General features: G+C 39.6%; 15 protein-coding genes and 1 pseudogene. 12 read left to right on the top strand and 4 right to left on the bottom strand.

The genetic code is table 11. From position 1 onward, the window contains the following. Nucleotides 1-31 precede the first annotated feature (31 nt). Nucleotides 32-796 carry a 3-hydroxyacyl-CoA dehydrogenase gene (locus AC1M9P_RS05935; RefSeq protein WP_481586994.1) on the bottom strand — a complete coding sequence of 255 codons (765 nt, stop codon included), beginning with the start codon at nucleotides 794-796 and terminating at the stop codon, nucleotides 32-34. Nucleotides 797-1,077: 281 nt separating this feature from the next. On the opposite strand from AC1M9P_RS05935, the gene AC1M9P_RS05930 reads away from it, so the two are divergent. From AC1M9P_RS05930 to AC1M9P_RS05920, 3 genes and pseudogenes are all read left to right on the top strand, one after another. Beyond that, complete coding sequence (locus AC1M9P_RS05930; protein ID WP_481586993.1) at nucleotides 1,078-1,431, top strand: hypothetical protein; 354 nt, start codon at nucleotides 1,078-1,080, stop codon at nucleotides 1,429-1,431. A gap of 293 nt (nucleotides 1,432-1,724) precedes the next feature. After that, nucleotides 1,725-2,696 carry an aliphatic sulfonate ABC transporter substrate-binding protein gene (locus AC1M9P_RS05925; protein ID WP_481586992.1) on the top strand — a complete coding sequence of 324 codons (972 nt, stop codon included), beginning with the start codon at nucleotides 1,725-1,727 and terminating at the stop codon, nucleotides 2,694-2,696. A gap of 116 nt (nucleotides 2,697-2,812) precedes the next feature. Then, nucleotides 2,813-3,514: pseudogene (locus AC1M9P_RS05920) on the top strand (ABC transporter permease); the annotation flags it as partial. A 37-nt stretch (nucleotides 3,515-3,551) separates the two neighbouring features. Here the strand turns inward: AC1M9P_RS05920 and prmC are convergent. After that, nucleotides 3,552-4,370, bottom strand: coding sequence for a peptide chain release factor N(5)-glutamine methyltransferase (gene prmC, locus AC1M9P_RS05915; RefSeq protein ID WP_092766184.1), 819 nt, complete (start codon nucleotides 4,368-4,370; stop codon nucleotides 3,552-3,554). Further along, nucleotides 4,370-5,458 carry a peptide chain release factor 1 gene (prfA, locus tag AC1M9P_RS05910; RefSeq protein WP_035267080.1) on the bottom strand — a complete coding sequence of 363 codons (1,089 nt, stop codon included), beginning with the start codon at nucleotides 5,456-5,458 and terminating at the stop codon, nucleotides 4,370-4,372. Before prfA ends, prmC begins: the two co-directional genes overlap by 1 nt. 400 nt (nucleotides 5,459-5,858) lie before the next feature. Between prfA and AC1M9P_RS05905 the strand changes: the two genes are divergently transcribed. The 5 genes from AC1M9P_RS05905 (at nucleotide 5,859) to AC1M9P_RS05885 (ending at nucleotide 9,931) form a co-directional block, all read left to right on the top strand. Further along, nucleotides 5,859-6,287, top strand: a complete 429-nt coding sequence (locus AC1M9P_RS05905; protein WP_092766183.1) for a glycine zipper domain-containing protein — start codon at nucleotides 5,859-5,861, stop codon at nucleotides 6,285-6,287. 201 nt (nucleotides 6,288-6,488) lie between these two features. After that, a complete protein-coding gene (locus tag AC1M9P_RS05900; protein ID WP_092766182.1) occupies nucleotides 6,489-6,995 on the top strand; it encodes a hypothetical protein in 507 nt (168 codons plus the stop codon). A gap of 131 nt (nucleotides 6,996-7,126) precedes the next feature. Beyond that, nucleotides 7,127-8,131 carry an LLM class flavin-dependent oxidoreductase gene (locus AC1M9P_RS05895; RefSeq protein WP_481586991.1) on the top strand — a complete coding sequence of 335 codons (1,005 nt, stop codon included), beginning with the start codon at nucleotides 7,127-7,129 and terminating at the stop codon, nucleotides 8,129-8,131. Nucleotides 8,132-8,420: 289 nt separating this feature from the next. Continuing rightward, the gene (locus AC1M9P_RS05890) at nucleotides 8,421-9,350 is read left to right on the top strand and encodes a ferritin-like domain-containing protein (protein WP_481586990.1); all 930 of its coding nucleotides are present in this window, start codon (nucleotides 8,421-8,423) and stop codon (nucleotides 9,348-9,350) included. 20 nt (nucleotides 9,351-9,370) lie between these two features. Further along, entirely contained in the window at nucleotides 9,371-9,931 is a 561-nt protein-coding gene (locus AC1M9P_RS05885) for an NAD(P)/FAD-dependent oxidoreductase (RefSeq protein WP_481586989.1), read from the top strand. A gap of 163 nt (nucleotides 9,932-10,094) precedes the next feature. On the opposite strand, the gene ppsR is transcribed toward AC1M9P_RS05885, so the two are convergent. Further along, entirely contained in the window at nucleotides 10,095-10,931 is an 837-nt protein-coding gene (gene ppsR / locus AC1M9P_RS05880) for a posphoenolpyruvate synthetase regulatory kinase/phosphorylase PpsR (protein WP_035267069.1), read from the bottom strand. A gap of 155 nt (nucleotides 10,932-11,086) precedes the next feature. On the opposite strand from ppsR, the gene ppsA reads away from it, so the two are divergent. The 4 genes from ppsA (at nucleotide 11,087) to cyoB (ending at nucleotide 17,654) form a co-directional block, all read left to right on the top strand. Beyond that, nucleotides 11,087-13,465, top strand: coding sequence for a phosphoenolpyruvate synthase (gene ppsA / locus AC1M9P_RS05875; protein WP_481586988.1), 2,379 nt, complete (start codon nucleotides 11,087-11,089; stop codon nucleotides 13,463-13,465). Between the two features lie 81 nt (nucleotides 13,466-13,546). After that, nucleotides 13,547-14,308 carry an RDD family protein gene (locus AC1M9P_RS05870; protein ID WP_481586987.1) on the top strand — a complete coding sequence of 254 codons (762 nt, stop codon included), beginning with the start codon at nucleotides 13,547-13,549 and terminating at the stop codon, nucleotides 14,306-14,308. Between the two features lie 289 nt (nucleotides 14,309-14,597). After that, nucleotides 14,598-15,662, top strand: a complete 1,065-nt coding sequence (gene cyoA / locus AC1M9P_RS05865; protein WP_035267063.1) for a ubiquinol oxidase subunit II — start codon at nucleotides 14,598-14,600, stop codon at nucleotides 15,660-15,662. Nucleotides 15,663-15,665: 3 nt separating this feature from the next. Continuing rightward, nucleotides 15,666-17,654 (top strand): cytochrome o ubiquinol oxidase subunit I, encoded by a 1,989-nt coding sequence (cyoB, locus tag AC1M9P_RS05860; RefSeq protein ID WP_035267062.1) that lies wholly within the window; start codon nucleotides 15,666-15,668, stop codon nucleotides 17,652-17,654.

Below are 17,654 nucleotides of genomic sequence, written 5' to 3'. Positions count from 1 at the left end.
TTTAAGTGAAGACTAAACTGATTTTCATATATTATTTTGGCGCCATACGAATTGCGCCATCCAATCGAATCACTTCACCATTTAAATACGAATTTTCAAAGATATGTCCAACCAGTTTCGCAAATTCTTCAGGTTTAGCTAAACGTGGTGGGAATGGAACCATCTGTCCCAATGCATCCTGCACATTTTGCGGAAGACCTTTAAGCATCGGAGTTTCCATGATCCCAGGTGCAATAGTCATAACACGGATCTTTTCGCGTGCTAACTCACGCGCCAATGGCAAAGTCATACCAACAACAGCGCCCTTAGATGCAGAATATGCAGCCTGACCAATTTGACCATCAAAAGCAGCAACTGAAGCCGTGTTCACAATGACACCGCGTTCTTCCTCTTCCCCCGAAAGCGCATACTGTGACATTAATTGCGCAGCATAGCGCAACATATTAAAGGTTCCACTGACGTTGATATTCAGCACTGTTTGGAACATATCTAAGGCATGCAGGCCATCGCGACCAAGCACTTTAGCTGATGGTGCAATACCAGCACAGTTGATTAAACCATTTAATTGTCCATATTTTCCTTGTATGTGTGCAAAGAATAATTCAACTGCTTTTTCATCAGTTACATCTAGTTGAATAAACTCTGCACCAATTTCCTGACCCGTCTGCTCGCCCAAAGATGCATTCATATCAACAATTACCACACGAGCACCCTGCTGTTGAAGATAAGCTGCTGTAGCCGCACCTAACCCAGAAGCGCCACCTGTAATAACAATCACTTTTCCTTGAATATTCATAAATCTCATTATCCATTTTTAGTTTTAGGTTGGCTTTAGGGTAATCTTCCTCCAATACGGATTCAATTTATTCAGTGACCAATTGGTCTAAATAATTCAAAATAGATATAATTTAATATTTATTTTATATAAAAATAAATCACCCATGACAATTTTTTTTGCCTTAATGACATGATTTAAAAACCATGCAGTCATCGATATTCTTTTGAATTCGGCTAATATTTAAACTATTTTAATCTTATTCATTTCGGCATTTTGCCATATCTCCTAAAGGTTCAATCATGTTTAAAATGATCGATGTCTTAGAGCAAAATTTTGCTCAAACTTTCACCCATGCACTTAATCAAGATTCAGATCAAATTTCAGAGCAGCTTCAAATGAGCATTCTGAATGCATCCGAAATAGATTTAAAAAATGCAATCAATCAATTCCTAGACACTCAAGATGCAAGTGAAACTGCACTTGCATTAGATATTTCAACTGATCGTCTTAATGAACTGAAATCTGGTATTGCGTTAAAAGATGCTTCAAAAATTTCGGACACTTTAAAGGTAGTAGCGCTATGCTTGGCTTTGGAGTCAGACTCATTAGACCTTCTAGAAGTGAGCGATATTTCAACTGAGTATTTCGTATAATGTAAGTATTGAGATCAAACTGATATGGTTTGGTCTCATTTTCACTCTTAGCCTTGCTATATTAAATTATGTGACCTTCATCTCATTGCATTAATTTATATAAAGTTCTGATAAATCACTATATTTTCACAAAACCACAATATTTATAAAATATTGATTTGATTTCAATGTGTTAACTCATAATTTTAACTTTATCAAAATTTGTTCTTTTAATATCTCATTTTCTTTTTTGTCACAAATCACCTGAAAGGCTATTTATATCGAAAATTTAGCGAATTAAATCAGGTACTTCAATGAAAAAATCGATATCTCCATTGAAATTAGGACTGTTGGGTTTAGTAATTAGTGTTGTTCATAGTGGAGCTAATGCTGCCCTCCCTAAGGAAATCAAACTGGATTATGCCTATTATGCTCCTACGAGCTTAGTGGTTAAAAATCAAAAGTTATTAGAAAAGGCTTTACCCAATACCAAAATCAAATGGGTATTTAGTCAAGGCAGTAATCGCTCCTTAGAATATCTCAATAGCGGCAGTGTTGATTTTGCTTCAACAGCTGGTCTTGCCGCTGTATTAAGTCGTGCCAATGGTAGCTCTGTTAAAACAGTTTATATCCAAAGCCAACCTGAATGGACAGCTTTAGTCGTGCCAAAAGACTCCCCGATTAAATCCTTAAAAGATCTAAAAGGTAAAAAAATTGCCGCAACAAAAGGAACTGACCCATTTTTATTCACGCTACAAGCTTTAGATACCGTTGGATTGAATAAAAAAGATGTACAGCTTGTTCATTTGCAACATCCAGATGGCAAAACGGCGTTAGAGCGTAAGCAAGTGGATGCTTGGGCTGGCTTAGACCCTTTGATGGCATCAGCTCAAGTTCAGTCGGGTGCAAAACTGCTTTATCGTAATGTAGGCTTTAATAGTTATAGCGTGTTAAGCGTCAAAGAGCCATTTACTCAATCTAGCCCAGAAGCAATTGAAGCCGTAATTAAAGCGTATGAGCAAGCACGTAAATGGGCAAAAGCCAATCCAGATAAACTGGCGCAGTTACTCGCCACTGAAGCTAAACTACCTTTAGAGGTTGCAAAACTTCAGCTTCAGCGTACTGACTTTAATCAAAACATTCCTACAGCCCAACACATTAATGCACTACAAAAATCCGGCAAAATCTTGACTGAAGAAGACTTAGTTCGTAAAGGAACAAATGTAAATCAAGTTGTTCAACAGTTATTTAATGCCTCATTCGCTCAAAAAGTGGTGACAAAATAATGGCGATCAGTGAAAAAGCGATTGAACATCGGAATATCGATGTCCATTCACAACTGTCGACAAAAGGGAATAAATGGTTGAAAGGTATTTTCCTCCCTGTATTACTGGTATTGCTGTGTGAAATTTTGGTTCGAGGTGGTGTAGTTGAACCTTATCTGCTACCTGCACCAAGTAGCTTATTAGTTTCCCTGCAAGAACTTGCTAAGAATGATTTAGGTCAACATATTTGGGCAAGTACATGGCGAGTGTTTTTAGGGTTTGCTATTGGTAGTGGCTTAGCACTATTTTTTGCAGTTTTGGTAGGACTCAATCACCATGCAGAAGAGTTTATTGAACCGACCTTTTCTGCAATTAAGTCAATTCCTAGTCTTGCGTGGATTCCTCTCCTTTTGTTATGGCTTGGTATTGATGAATCCTCAAAAATCACCCTTATTGCGATTGGTGCTTTTTTTCCAACCTATACCAATACTGTGGCTGGTATTCATGGTGTCGACCGAAAATTGATTGAGTTGGCTCAAGTGTATAGACTGAATCGCTGGCAACAAATCTACCAAATCGTTTTACCTGCAGCGTCACCATCTATCCTTACAGGCTTGCGCAATAGTTTGAGTTTAGCTTGGATGTTCATGATTGCCGCTGAACTCATTGCAGCAACGCAAGGTATTGGATATTTATTAAGTGATGGACGTGAAACATCGCGTCCAGATATTGTGATCATTGCTATTATTTTATTGGCAATATTGGGAAAAATCACGGATACCATAATGAAAGTATTTGAATCAAAATTATTGTTATGGCGTGATGTCATCAAAAGATGAATCAATAAAAAAGCGACCTAAAGTCGCTTTTTTATTTCTAATGAGGCCATTGTGCTAAAGTCACGCGATCGTTACCACCATAATCTTTAACGGTTCTCACTTTCTTATAACCTGCTTGACGAAATAGATGCTGAACAGCGTCTGCTTGATCATATCCATGTTCAAGTACCACCCAACCTTCAACAGTCAGATGCTTCTTGGCTTGTAAAATAATTTGCTCAAGATCAGCTAAACCTTTTTTATCAGAGATTAATGCACGTTGAGGCTCGGTCGCCAAATTGTGCATATGTTCATCTGCTGGATCAATATAAGGCGGATTAGATACAATGACATCAAAAAATTGACGCCCAAACGGTTTTAACCAACTGCCTAGTACAAATTGAACCTGATCTAAGTCATGTTGCTCAGCATTAAATTTAGCGACTTCCAATGTAGGCTCATAAATATCGGTTGCTGTTAAAGACCAATTAGGACGTTCGGAAGCGAGTGACAATGCAATGGCGCCTGTCCCAGTTCCTAAATCTACAACGCGCGCATCCTCAGGCAACTCTAACTTTAAAACTGTCTCCACCAAAACTTCGGTGTCCGGTCTAGGCACCAAAGTATCGGACGTCACTTTTAAGTCCAATGTCCAAAAAGGTTGCGAACCTGTGACATAAGCTAAAGGCTCACCTGCTTCAATCCGAGCAATCGCCTCTCGATACGCCTGCTCTTGTTCTGCAGTGAGCTCTTTATCCTTCTTCATCACCAAATCGAATGAATCGATTTTAGTGATATGTTCGAGCAACCAAGCATTTTCTTGACGCTCATAACTTTCAGGCTCACCACGCAGTGCAAGCGCTTGTTGAATGTTCATTAACCACCATTCTGCTGTGCAAGCATTGCCAATTGATCCGCTTGATATTCACGATGTAAGCTATCTAAAAGCTCAGTCAAATCTCCCTCCATCACTGCATCCAACTTATATAAAGTTAAGTTAATACGATGATCAGTCATACGACCCTGAGGATAATTATAGGTACGAATACGTTCTGAACGATCACCTGAACCCACCAAATCACGGCGCATTTCAGATGTAGCAGCATCAGCTGCTGCACGTTTAGCATTCTCAAGACGAGATGCCAATAATGCCATTGCCTTTGCTTTGTTCTTATGTTGTGAACGCTCTTCCTGACATTCAACAACAGTACCTGTCGGAATATGCGTGATTCGTACAGCAGAATCCGTTTTATTGACGTGCTGACCACCCGCCCCTGATGCACGATAAGTATCAATACGCAAGTCTGAAGGGTTAATATCTACAGTCGTATCAACATCAATTTCAGGAAGAATTGCAACGGTACAAGCTGAAGTATGAACTCGCCCCTGTGATTCAGTTGCAGGAACGCGCTGAACTCGATGAGCACCGCTTTCAAATTTTAAGCGTCCGTAAACACCTTCACCATTAATTAAACAAATAATTTCTTTGTAACCGCCATGTTCACCTTCATTTTCAGAAAGGATTTCGACACGCCAACCCTGTGATTCAGCATATTTACTGTACATACGGAATAAATCACCAGAGAAAATCGCAGCTTCATCGCCACCTGTCCCTGCACGTACTTCCAGATATGCAGAGTTCGCATCATTTGGATCTTTCGGAATCATCAGAATATTCAATTCTGCCTCTAAAGATTCAATTAATGCTTTATTCTCTTTAATTTCTTCTTGTGCCATTTCCTTAAAGTCAGGATCTGACAACATTGCTTCAGCCGTTACAATATCTTCTTCCGCTTGGGTATATTTTTTCCAAACAGTGGTGATTTCAGTCAAATCATTGTGTTCACGTGACAAATTACGGAAACGCTTATTGTCGGAAATGACTTCAACATCAGCCAATAGCGCTTCTAATTCTTCATGACGATCACAAAGTTGGTCTAATCGTAAACGTAACGATTCTTTCATGTTAAATAAAATCTCTAATACTGGATTAATTTAAGGACTGCCTTAAATTAATATTTCTAAAATTGCGAGTAGTTTAACGACTCTGACATTCAATTAACATATTTATATAGAATGACTTTGCAAAACCATTTTCATTCCTTGTCACACCCAATTAATGGATAATCAAAAATTAGCTCCATAACTGCCAAGTTTAAAAACTGTTTACTGAATCAACTCTCCATAGTTTCTTCTTAATCAGCCCAATAATGCATATTGAATGATCAGTTGTAATATAAAAACAACATTATGCAACCAAAACGTAAAACTCTAGGTTAACTTCTACATATTTAGCGCTTCAATTCTTGTTACATTGTGCTCAACGAATTATTACTCGTCCACGAACAAGGACATGGAGTCACACATGAAATTAAATACCCTATTAATGTCAGCCACCTTAGCCACTGCATCAATGTTCACGGTATCTGCACATGCAGACAGTACAGCGCGTGTCGCTGCTGCGAGTGCTTTAGGTAGTGTAGCAGGTACAGCAATTGGTAAAAACATGGGTGGCACAACAGGTGCAACTTTAGGTGCAGCACTTGGTGGTGCTGGTGGTGCTGCTGTTGCTAGTAATAAACGTAACCGTACTGAATCTGCCATCGGAGGTGCATTAGGTGGCGGTGCGGGATATACCGTAGGTAATAGTATGGGTGGAACCAATGGCGGTTATATCGGCTCTGCTTTAGGTGCTGCTGGTGGTGCTGCTCTTGGTAACAAAATTGCGAAAGACAAAGCATATGATTCACGTCAAGATCGTAAATGGAAAAAGAAAAAACATAGCCGTCGTTAATATAATCTGATTGATCGTTTCCCCTTTGAATACTCTGTATTCACCTCGATGCGCCTTAGGGCGCATTTTTTTATTAACAAATTAATTATGGATAAATTAGGGAGAGAAAAATACAAACCAGCAACTTGCTCTCCAAAATGATTGCAGAAATTTGGATTAAATTAAAACCATCAAATATAAGACTTCGACAAGGAGTTCACCATGAAATTTAATTCAAAGTTATTTGCTGCTGCGATCGCAACTGCGGCCTTGAGTACAACAACTGCTTATGCTGATAGTTCGTCTAGAGTTGCCCTCACATCTGCTTTAGGTGGAGTCGTTGGTGCTGCGATTGGTCAACAAATGGGTGGCTCGACTGGAGCAATGATCGGATCAGCGATTGGTGGTGCTGGTGGCGCAGCTGCATCAGCGAACAAAAAAGATCGTAATGCTGCTGCAATTGGTGCTGCATTAGGTGGTGCTGGTGGTTACACCGTTGGTAATAATATGGGCGGAACAAATGCTGGTTATGCTGGGGCTGCATTAGGTTCAGCTGGTGGTTCAGTTTTAGGTAAAAAAGTGGCTGAAGATCGTCGCGAAGATGACTATAGAGATCGTTATGATCGCCGTGAAAGCGGTTATCGCAATTCAAACTATCGTTATAATGACCGTAATTACAGAAGTGACAATGGTCGTCATTTAGGCTGGTATAAAAACGGTAAACGTTAATTCCAAACTCTTAGAATTCAAGCGCTCAACTTAGAGCGCTTTTTTATTTACACTTATATCGTTTTTTTTCAATATACAAATACTCGAGTTCGTATTAACATCTTTATGAGTGTTCAAAAGAGTAGAAAGTTATGCGAAGCTTAAAAGATATCGAGTTTTCAGTATTGGAACTCGCTCCTGTACGTGATGATAAAACGATTGCTTTTTCACTACAGCATGCTTTGGAGTTAGCACAAAAAATCGAACAATTGGGTTTTAAACGACTGTGGCTTGCAGAGCACCATAATATGGATGGTATCGCTAGCTCAGCTACAGCTGTGTTATTAGGCTATATCCTTGCTAACACCTCCTCTTTAAAAGTAGGTTCTGGCGGAATCATGCTGCCTAATCATGCACCACTTGTTGTAGCAGAACAATTTGGAACACTAGCAACGCTTTATCCTGATCGAGTTGAGCTCGGACTAGGACGCGCACCAGGTACAGATCAATTGACCATGCGTGCCTTACGCCGAGGTCGTCAAGAGACTGAAGATCAATTTCCACAAGACGTGCTCGAAATTTTGAGCTATTTGGGGGAACCATCGCCACATCAGAGAATCAAAGCGACACCAGGTCAAGGAACACATGTTCCCGTATGGCTGTTAGGTTCTAGCTTATTTAGCGCACAATTGGCAGCTAAACTTGGCTTACCTTATTCTTTTGCCTCTCACTTTGCCCCTCGTATGCTGGGTCAAGCGATTCAACTTTACAGAGAAAACTTCGAACCTTCTGAATATTTGGATCGTCCTTATGTATCAATGGGCGTTCCAACTGTTGTAGCTGACACTGATGAAGAAGCTGAATACTTGGCTACTAGCGCTTATCAACGTGTATTAGGCTTAATGCGTGGGCAAAGCTTAAAACTCAAACCTCCAGTTAAATCAATGGATGGAATTTGGTCTGCTCCAGAAAAGATGTCAGTTGACAATTTTTACGCAATGGCTCAAATCGGATCACCAGAAACAGTGAAACAAGGTCTTGAACAACTACTGGTGCCTTATGATGTAGATGAGTTTATTTTTACCTGTGATATCTACGATACAGACAAACGCATTCAAAACTTTGAGTATTTAATGCAAATTAAGCAAAATGCTTAGATCAAAAAAATCCTGAAATGATTGAGTAATGGTTTTGATTTCAAATCTATAATTAATTACTCTTTCATTTCTTGAGTTTGTCAAACAACTATTGGCAACAAATGACATCAAATGTCCCTAAAAGACTATTCCAATGAAAAAATTCTTTTAACCAACAATATGAATTATTCATAATCAAATACTTAAAATTTGGCATTTTATATCAAACTAAAATAAGCACTTCTGCAAAACACATCACATTTTTAAGCGATAAAATTTCATGATTAAAAAATAAATACGGATGTATAACATGGCCTCTATCGACTTAGAAAAAATGTTGGATAAAGTAAAACATACTCAATGGACACTCTCGGATATTGACTGGGATGCTCCTGGCAAAGAATTAGTCACCGCAGAACAGTGGCCCAAGCTTAAAGATTTTATGGCTGATCTAATGTGGATCGAACATGTAGGTGCTCGTGCATTTTCTGCGATGTCAAAAAAAGCACCGACAGATACGCTTCGCGAAATGTATGCCATTTTCCACGCTGAGGAACAGCGTCACGCCAATGCCGAAATGGCACTGATGAAAAGATGGGGTATGCTTGAAGGCGATATTCCTAAACCCAATAAAAATTTAAGACTGATCATCGAATGGCTCGAAACTTATGCTGATGAAATGCCCTTCTATATTCTAGGTGCTGTCATTCCGATGCTGGAAGTCGCTCTTGATGGCGCACTTTGTACATTCCTATTGGACACTGTAGAAGACCCAGTTTGTCATCAAGCTTTTGAACTGATTAATGGTGATGAAGCTCGTCATTTAGGTGTTGGATTTAGTGTCATGGAAGATCAAGGCTACAATAAAACCTTTATTGAGCTTTCTAAAATGGCAGCGCGAGTTGTAGATCCACGTTTATTACTTGGTATTCTTGCCTACTTACCACTCATTAACAAAATGCGTGATAATGTGATTAAACTAGGTCTGCCAGAAGAAAAGCTCTATGCAGCGATGCACAAATTTGCTCGAATAGGTGGACGTACTGCAGAAGGTCGTCGTAATCCTTGGTATCAAATTATTAACTTCCATGCACGAAGTGCCATGAATCGACGTAATAAATGGTTTCATATCCCTGTCGACACCATGGTAAAAATGACTGATAAGATTCCAGAAAAATCTTTACCTAAAATCCCATCTTGGATATATGAATTAACTGCAGAACCAAAAGCAACCCACTAAAACAATAATTAGGTACAGAAATGAAAAAAAGGAATAAAGCCCACACGGATTCGTTCTTTCATAATGAAGCTGAGTATTTTTCCAACTTCAAAGGAAAAATTATCTCAGCTGAGGACATCAAACAAACCGATTTTTCAGGATTAAAGGTCGCGATTATTGGTGCCAATCAAATGTCAGTTTCACATTTAGATGTGGTTTGTCAAAATGCGCTATTCGTCAAAGTATTTCAAATGACACCTCATTTCGTTTTGCCACACACTGAAAAAGGGATTCAAAAAATTATTGCTCATCCCCTCATCGCTAAAAATAAACGATTATTTAATCAGCGAATTAAGACGACATTGGCAATACGATATTTAGATTCTCAGATTTCAGATACTTGGTTAAAAAGACAATTGATGCCAAATCCAGCTTCGTCGCAAAAAATATTTTTTAAATCCGATCATTATTACAGCGCCTTACAGCGAGAAAACTGTAAATTGATCACATGGCCAGTCGTGAAAATTACTGAAAATGCCGTTCAAAGTATGGAAGGAATCGAACACTTAGTAGATATTATCATTACAACGTACGAAAAATAACCATCATTTAGTAGATAAATGCGATTATAAATGACATTTTATGATGAAATTATAGACACTTGAATTATATAATTTTTGAATTTTATGAGTATTTATGACGATTAATCTCTTAATAAAAAGAAGCACAGCTAGTGCTTCTTTTTTTTAAATTAGATTTACCGATTTAACCAATCCGGCGTTTCAAGCCTGTCATTTGCAATACTCGTGTTGAGATTTCTTCAATCGACATTTCTGAAACATTTAGATATTTAATCCCTTCAGAAATATAAATACCTTCGATTGCACGCAATTCCATCTGACATTGGCTAAAACTTGCATAACGACTGTTGGCTTTGCGTTCAGATCGAATTGCCACCAAACGATCAGCATCAATCATTAATCCAAACAATTTATGCTTATGTGGACGTAAAACTGCTGGCAAACGGTTGTCATCCAAATCTTCTTCAGTTAACGGATAGTTCGCAACTCGAATACCAAATTGTAATGACAAATAAATTGAGGTCGGTGTTTTACCAGAACGCGACACTCCAATCAAAATTAAGTCCGCTTTATCATAGTGTCTTGTACGTGCGCCATCATCATTATCCAGCGCGAAATGTACAGCATCAATACGTGCCTTATAAGACTCAGAATCAGTCACAGCATGCGTTTGTCCGACTAAAGTTGTAGGGGCTGTTCCAAGCACCTCAGATAGCTTACTAATTAACCCTTCAAACACATCTAAATTAACCGCATTTGCCGTATTGATGATATCCCGAACATAGGGATCCACAAGAGTATCAAAGACAAGAGGTTGTTGGCCATCAGACTCTGCGCGCGCGTTAATCTCTGCAACGACGTTCATTGCAGCTTCTTCTGTAGTGATATACGGGATGATATGAATATCAAAATCGACATGAGGAAATTGAGCCAATAAAGAATGCCCGAGTGTTTCAGCCGTAATGGCAGTACCATCGGAAATAAAAAAAACACTTCGTTTAATATCTTTACTTTCTGCCATTAAATTAATCCTCAAATATTTGTCTAAGTACTATATAATCTTTATAGTAAACCGATCTTACATGACTGTCGCTTAGTAATGAAAGTTTGCTAAGTTTTCACAGAAAAATATCATGCCAAGATAGTGATTAATACTGCAAAAGTGGAGTAACAACTTTGGAAGCACGCGTAATCGGTCTGGAAAAATTAGGTAAACACGACGTAGAAATCGTGGGCGGTAAAAACTCATCTCTAGGCGAAATGATCAGCCATTTAGCAAATGCTGGTGTATCAGTTCCAGGTGGTTTTGCAACAACTGCTGCAGCTTACCGTGAATTCCTTGAGCAAAGTGGTCTAAATGCCAAAATTTCAGCCGAGCTCAAACAACTCAATGTTGACGACGTAAATGCACTTGCTGAAACTGGTGCTAAAATCCGTCAATGGATCGTTGATACTCCGCTTACTCCAGCACTTGAAAAAGAAGTTCGTGATGCATTCGCAACTCTTTCTAACGGCAACCCTGAGATCGCTGTTGCCGTTCGTTCATCTGCGACTGCAGAAGATTTACCAGACGCATCTTTTGCAGGACAACAAGAGACTTTCCTAAACATCCGCGGTATTGACAACGTCTTAATCGCGATTAAGGAAGTTTTTGCTTCACTTTATAACGACCGCGCAATTGCTTACCGTGTACACCAAAACTTCGATCATGACATCGTTGCTCTTTCTGCTGGTGTGCAACGTATGGTTCGCTCAGAAACTGGTGCTGCTGGTGTAATGTTTACACTGGACACTGAATCTGGTTTCCGTGACGTTGTATTCATTACTGCATCTTACGGTTTAGGCGAAATGGTCGTACAGGGTGCTGTAAACCCTGATGAATTCTATTTATCTAAGCCACTTTTAAATGCAGGTAAACACGCAGTATTGCGTCGTAACCTCGGCTCTAAACACCAAAAAATGATCTATGGTGAAGAAGGCTCTGCAGGTAAATCAGTTGTTATTGTGGATGTTGAAAAAACTGAACGCCAACAATTTGCTTTAAATGATCAAGAATTACAAGAACTTGCTAAGCAAGCGTTAATCATTGAGCAACATTACGGTGCGCCAATGGATATCGAATGGGCGAAAGACGGTGATGACGGTCAAATTTACATCGTTCAAGCACGTCCTGAAACAGTGAAAAGCCGTGAGAATGTCGGCACAATGGAACGCTACCTATTAAAACAAAAAGGTACAGTTCTTTGTGAAGGTCGCTCAATCGGTCAACGTATCGGTTCTGGTAAAGTCCGTATTGTTAATTCCATCAAAGAAATGGACAAAGTCCAAGATGGCGACGTTCTGGTTTCTGACATGACTGATCCTGATTGGGAGCCAGTTATGAAACGTGCTGCTGCAATCGTTACAAACCGTGGTGGTCGTACTTGTCATGCCGCGATTATTGCACGTGAACTCGGTGTTCCAGCAATTGTTGGATGTGGTAACGCAACAGAAGTACTTGTCGATGGTCAAGAAGTAACTGTTTCATGTGCTGAAGGCGATACAGGTTTCATTTACGAAGGCGCTTTAGATTTCGAAGTTCAACGTAACTCGATTGAATCTATGCCAACACTTCCGTTCAAAATCATGATGAACGTTGGTAACCCTGATCGTGCATTTGACTTCGCTCAAATTCCAAACGAAGGTATTGGTCTTGCACGTCTAGAGTTCATTATCAACCGTATGATTGGTGTTCACCCTAAAGCATTACTCAATATTGACAGCTTACCTCGCGAAACACGTGCAGCTGTGATGACCCGTACTGCAGGTTACTCTTCACCGATCGAGTTCTACGTTGAAAAACTCGTTGAAGGTATTTCTACACTTGCTGCTGCATTTGCTGATAAACCTGTCATCGTTCGTATGTCAGACTTCAAATCGAATGAATACGCGAACTTAATCGGTGGTAAGTTATACGAACCTGAAGAAGAAAACCCAATGTTGGGCTTCCGTGGTGCGAGCCGTTATGTTTCTGACAACTTCCGTGACTGCTTCGAATTAGAATGCCGTGCATTGAAGAAAGTTCGTGATGAAATGGGTCTAACTAACATTCAAATCATGATCCCATTCGTCCGCACAGTTGCTGAAGCAAAACGTGTTATTGAACTTCTTGCTGCAAATGGCTTAAAACGCGGCGAAAATGGTCTTAAAGTGATCATGATGTGTGAATTACCAACTAATGCTTTACTTGCTGAACAATTTTTAGAGCATTTTGATGGCTTCTCAATTGGTTCAAATGACTTAACTCAGTTAACACTTGGTCTTGACCGTGACTCAGGTATCGTTTCTCATTTATTTGATGAACGCGATCCAGCAGTAAAAGCACTTCTTTCAATGGCGATTCATGCATGTCGTAAAGCAGGCAAATATGTAGGTATTTGTGGTCAAGGACCATCAGACCACCCAGATCTTGCTCGCTGGTTAATGGAACAAGGTATCGAATCTGTTTCACTCAACCCAGACTCTGTTTTAGATACATGGTTCTTCTTATCTGAAGAAAAGACTAAACAAGCTTAATAAACTATGTTAAAAAAAGACCCATTCGTGGGTCTTTTTTTTACCCCATTATTTTTTAGTAATTTTTGAGAAATTAGGTTTATGCAAATTTACTTGGCGAGAAATAATCAACAAGCTGGACCGTATACGGTAGAGCAGTTAAATCAAATGCTCTCGAGCCAACAAGTTTTACTCACAGACTTGGTCTGGCATCAAGGTATGACTGAATGGAAAGCTTTAGGTGAACTCACTCAAGGAAAATTATATTACCAACCTGAAGGCTATCAACCCACTCCACCAGTGCAACAAAGCTATTCAAATGCTTCTATTTCGAGTTTCAATGTTCAAAAAAATACTGCTCAGCAAGAACTTGCCTCAATTGGATCTCGATTTTTAGCTAAACTCGTTGATCTGGCGCTTTGGTTGCCTGCCATGGTGATTCCTTCGTTCTTTATGCAGGAAGAACAAGTTGCTCAATTGACTGAGCTTCAGCAAAAAATGCAGAATGCTAGCTCATCAGATCAAGCAATCAAATTACAGGAACAGTTATTTACACTTATTCCAATGGAAGCTTGGCAAGCAATGTTGGTTTACATTGTATTAATGCTAGCTGCTCAAGCATTTTTAATTGCGAAAAGTGGTCAGAGTTTAGGTAAAAAAGTATCAAAAATTCAAATTGTTGATGCTGAAAATGGACAGCAAGTAAACTTAATGCGCGCATTCACATTGCGTAGTGTGATTTTTATTGTATTGAATTTACTCTTTATGCCATTCATTACCATCATTGATCATGCCTTCGGTCTAAGTCAAAAAAGACAAACTTTGCACGATAAATTAGCAAAGACTAAAGTCATAAAACGATAATTTTTATCTTAGGGGAGCAAATGCTCCCCTTTGTTTTGCCTCTGTTTTCACATCAAAAGTAATCAATTCTTCAACCAATTCCGACCAAACAAATTGGGTTTAATCCTTATATTTAAAGGCACTTTACATATAGCTTAGTTGGTCGTTATAGGGCATAATGCCCTACAACGTAGCGGTGTCATATGACTGAAATTCAGTAAATGTAATTTTCTGTTTTTCAATCATGTGACACTATAATCGCTATCCCATAATTTTATTAGGGAATGGGACTCTTCACCGAGGTTGTAAAATGAGACAAACAATTTTAGCTGTATTGTCTTTATCAACGCTTGCCGTGCTCTTAACAGGGTGTGGCGGTGATATGGTACTTCTAAACTCAAAAGGTCCAGTAGCACAAGGTCAGTCTGATCTTATGATGACTGCGATCTACCTCATGCTATTGGTAGTAATTCCATCAGCATTGATGGCTTTATGGTTTAGTTGGAAATATCGTGCGTCAAATAAAGATGCAGACTATAAACCTACATGGGCACACTCTACTATTATTGAAATCGTAGTGTGGGGTATCCCGTGTATTATTATTGGTATTTTAGCGTATTTAACATGGTGGGGCTCACACAAGTATGACCCTTATCGTCCGCTAGAATCAGAGAAATCACATTTAACTATTCAAGTTATTGCTGAACAGTTTAAATGGGTTTTTGTTTACCCTGAACAAGAAATTGCAACAGTTAACGAAGTTCGTTTCCCAGAAAAAACTCCGATTAATTTCAATATCACCTCTAACTTCACAATGAACTCTTTCTTCATTCCTCAGTTAGCTGGTCAGATTTATGCAATGGCGGGTATGCAAACTCAACTTCATGTCCTCGCGGATAATGAAGGTGTATACCGTGGTTTCTCTTCGAACTATTCAGGCTATGGTTTCACACAAATGCGCTTCCAAGCTCATTCTGTTTCAGAAGCTAAGTTCGCTGAATGGGTGTCTGCAGTAAAAGCTGGTAATGGTACTTCAATTAACCCTGAAGCTGTTCAAAAAACAGTTTTAGACCAAGCTGAATTTGCAACCTTGCGTGATGGTAACCGTTCAGAGAAACAAATCGCTGCGATGGTTCGTAACGCTAAAACCGATCTAGAGAAGCAACAAGCTGAAATTGCTCAAAAAGAAGGTCCATATAAGGCACATCCTCATCCTGTGACTTACTACTCTTCTGTTGAAAAAGGCTTGTTTGAATCAATTATCAACAAATACATGGCAAACTACCACGGTGCAGATCACTCAGCTAAAGCTGAAGGTCATGCTGTAGTTGCTGATGTAAATGCTGAACCTGCTTCTTCAGTTGTAGGGGAATAAGACATGAGCTTCTTAGGTAAGTTAAGTGTAGATGCTATCCCGTACGATCCAATCGTACAGGTAACAGTGTTAATGATGATTTTAGGTGGTATTGCAGTATTTGCTGGTATCACTTATTTCAAAAAATGGGGCTACTTGTGGAACGAATGGTTCACATCTGTAGACCATAAAAAAATTGGTATTATGTACCTTATCGTTTCTGTGATCATGTTATTACGTGGTTTCGCGGATGCGATTATGATGCGTCTTCAATTGTTCCTTGCAAAAGGCGGCGGCGAAGGCTATCTACACCCTGAACACTACGACCAGATTTTCACCGCACACGGTGTAATCATGATCTTCTTCGTAGCGATGGGTCTTGTAGTGGGTATGATGAACATTTCTGTTCCACTACAAATTGGTGCGCGTGACGTAGCATTCCCATTATTAAACTCTTTAAGCTTCTGGTTATTCGCTGGTGCTGCTGGTTTGATGATGGTTTCTCTTGCGCTTGGTGAGTTTGCGGCAACTGGTTGGATGGCTTACCCTCCTCTTTCAGGTATCGAATACTCTCCTGGTGTTGGTGTTGACTACTATATCTGGGCACTTCAGATCTCTGGTCTTGGAACACTTCTTACTGGTGTTAACTTCTTCGTTACCATCATTAAAATGCGTGCTCCTGGCATGGGTCTTATGGATATGCCGATCTTTACGTGGACATCTTTATGTACTGCAGTATTGATCATCGCATCATTCCCAGTGTTGACTGCAACAATTGCAATGTTAACGCTTGACCGTTACTTCGGTTTCCACTTCTTTACAAATGACATGGGTGGTAGCCCAATGTTGTATGTAAACTTGATTTGGACATGGGGTCACCCAGAAGTTTATATCTTGATCCTACCTGCATTCGGTCTATTCTCTGAGATTACTTCTGTATTCTCTCGTAAGACATTGTTTGGTTACAAATCAATGGTATATGCAACGATCGCGATTACAGTTCTTGCATTCGTAGTATGGTTACACCACTTCTTTACAATGGGTTCAGGTGCCAACGTTAACGCGTTCTTCGGTATCATGACCATGATTATTGCGATTCCTACAGGTGTGAAAATCTTCTCTTGGTTATTCACAATGTATAAGGGTCGTATTACCTTCACATCACCAATGTACTGGACAGTTGGCTTCTTAGTGACTTTCGGTATCGGTGGTTTGACTGGTGTACTTATGGCGGTTCCACCTGCGGACTTCCTTGTACACAACTCACTATTCTTAATCGCTCACTTCCATAACGTAATTATTGGTGGTGTTGTATTTGGTATGTTTGCTGGTATTACTTTCTACTGGCCGAAAATGTTCGGTTGGCAGTTAAGTGAATTCTGGGGCAAAGCATGCTTCTGGTTCTGGTTCTTCGGTTTCTACTTCGCGTTCATGCCATTGTATATCCTAGGTTTCATGGGTATGACTCGTCGTCTAAACTCGTATGACAACCCAGACTGGGATCCATATGTTGGTATCGCATTATTCGGTGCTGTATTAATCGCAATTGGTATTGCTTGTTTCATCATGCAAATCATTGTTGGTTTCTTACAACGCGAACAAACTCGTGACGTTACAGGCGATCCATGGGATGCACGTACGCTTGAATGGGCGACTTCATCTCCAGCTCCATTCTATAACTTTGCAGTATTGCCTCAAGCGAACGGTATCGACCGCTTCTGGACTGACAAAGAAAATGGTGTAGCTTACGCACGTCCTGCTAAATATGAAGATGTTCATATGCCAACGAACCGTGCTGCGGGTGTACTTATTGCACTGATCATCACTGTTATGGGCTTTGCACTTATCTGGCACATTTGGTGGTTAGCGATTGTTTCTTTCGTTTCTGCAATCATCGGCTTTATCTGGAGCTCATTCACGAAGAAAGTGGATTACTATGTTCCAGCTGCTGAAGTAGAACGTATTGAAAACGAACGTTATGCGTTACTCGAAAAACACTTGAAGAAGGACTAA

Source organism: Acinetobacter sp. 25-47-122 (assembly GCF_056779695.1).
Note: the sequence above shows the minus strand (reverse complement) of the source record. Positions and strands in the feature narration are given on the sequence as shown.

Excerpts from the sequence above, each read along its gene's own strand:
- AC1M9P_RS05935 (WP_481586994.1), bottom strand. The coding sequence starts at position 796 with ATGAATATTCAAGGAAAAGTGATTGTTATTACAGGTGGCGCTTCTGGG.
- AC1M9P_RS05930 (WP_481586993.1), top strand. The coding sequence starts at position 1,078 with ATGTTTAAAATGATCGATGTCTTAGAGCAAAATTTTGCTCAAACTTTC.
- AC1M9P_RS05925 (WP_481586992.1), top strand. The coding sequence starts at position 1,725 with ATGAAAAAATCGATATCTCCATTGAAATTAGGACTGTTGGGTTTAGTA.
- prmC (WP_092766184.1), bottom strand. The coding sequence starts at position 4,370 with ATGAACATTCAACAAGCGCTTGCACTGCGTGGTGAGCCTGAAAGTTAT.
- prfA (WP_035267080.1), bottom strand. The coding sequence starts at position 5,458 with ATGAAAGAATCGTTACGTTTACGATTAGACCAACTTTGTGATCGTCAT.
- AC1M9P_RS05905 (WP_092766183.1), top strand. The coding sequence starts at position 5,859 with ATGAAATTAAATACCCTATTAATGTCAGCCACCTTAGCCACTGCATCA.
- AC1M9P_RS05900 (WP_092766182.1), top strand. The coding sequence starts at position 6,489 with ATGAAATTTAATTCAAAGTTATTTGCTGCTGCGATCGCAACTGCGGCC.
- AC1M9P_RS05895 (WP_481586991.1), top strand. The coding sequence starts at position 7,127 with ATGCGAAGCTTAAAAGATATCGAGTTTTCAGTATTGGAACTCGCTCCT.
- AC1M9P_RS05890 (WP_481586990.1), top strand. The coding sequence starts at position 8,421 with ATGGCCTCTATCGACTTAGAAAAAATGTTGGATAAAGTAAAACATACT.
- AC1M9P_RS05885 (WP_481586989.1), top strand. The coding sequence starts at position 9,371 with ATGAAAAAAAGGAATAAAGCCCACACGGATTCGTTCTTTCATAATGAA.
- ppsR (WP_035267069.1), bottom strand. The coding sequence starts at position 10,931 with ATGGCAGAAAGTAAAGATATTAAACGAAGTGTTTTTTTTATTTCCGAT.
- AC1M9P_RS05870 (WP_481586987.1), top strand. The coding sequence starts at position 13,547 with ATGCAAATTTACTTGGCGAGAAATAATCAACAAGCTGGACCGTATACG.
- cyoA (WP_035267063.1), top strand. The coding sequence starts at position 14,598 with ATGAGACAAACAATTTTAGCTGTATTGTCTTTATCAACGCTTGCCGTG.
- cyoB (WP_035267062.1), top strand. The coding sequence starts at position 15,666 with ATGAGCTTCTTAGGTAAGTTAAGTGTAGATGCTATCCCGTACGATCCA.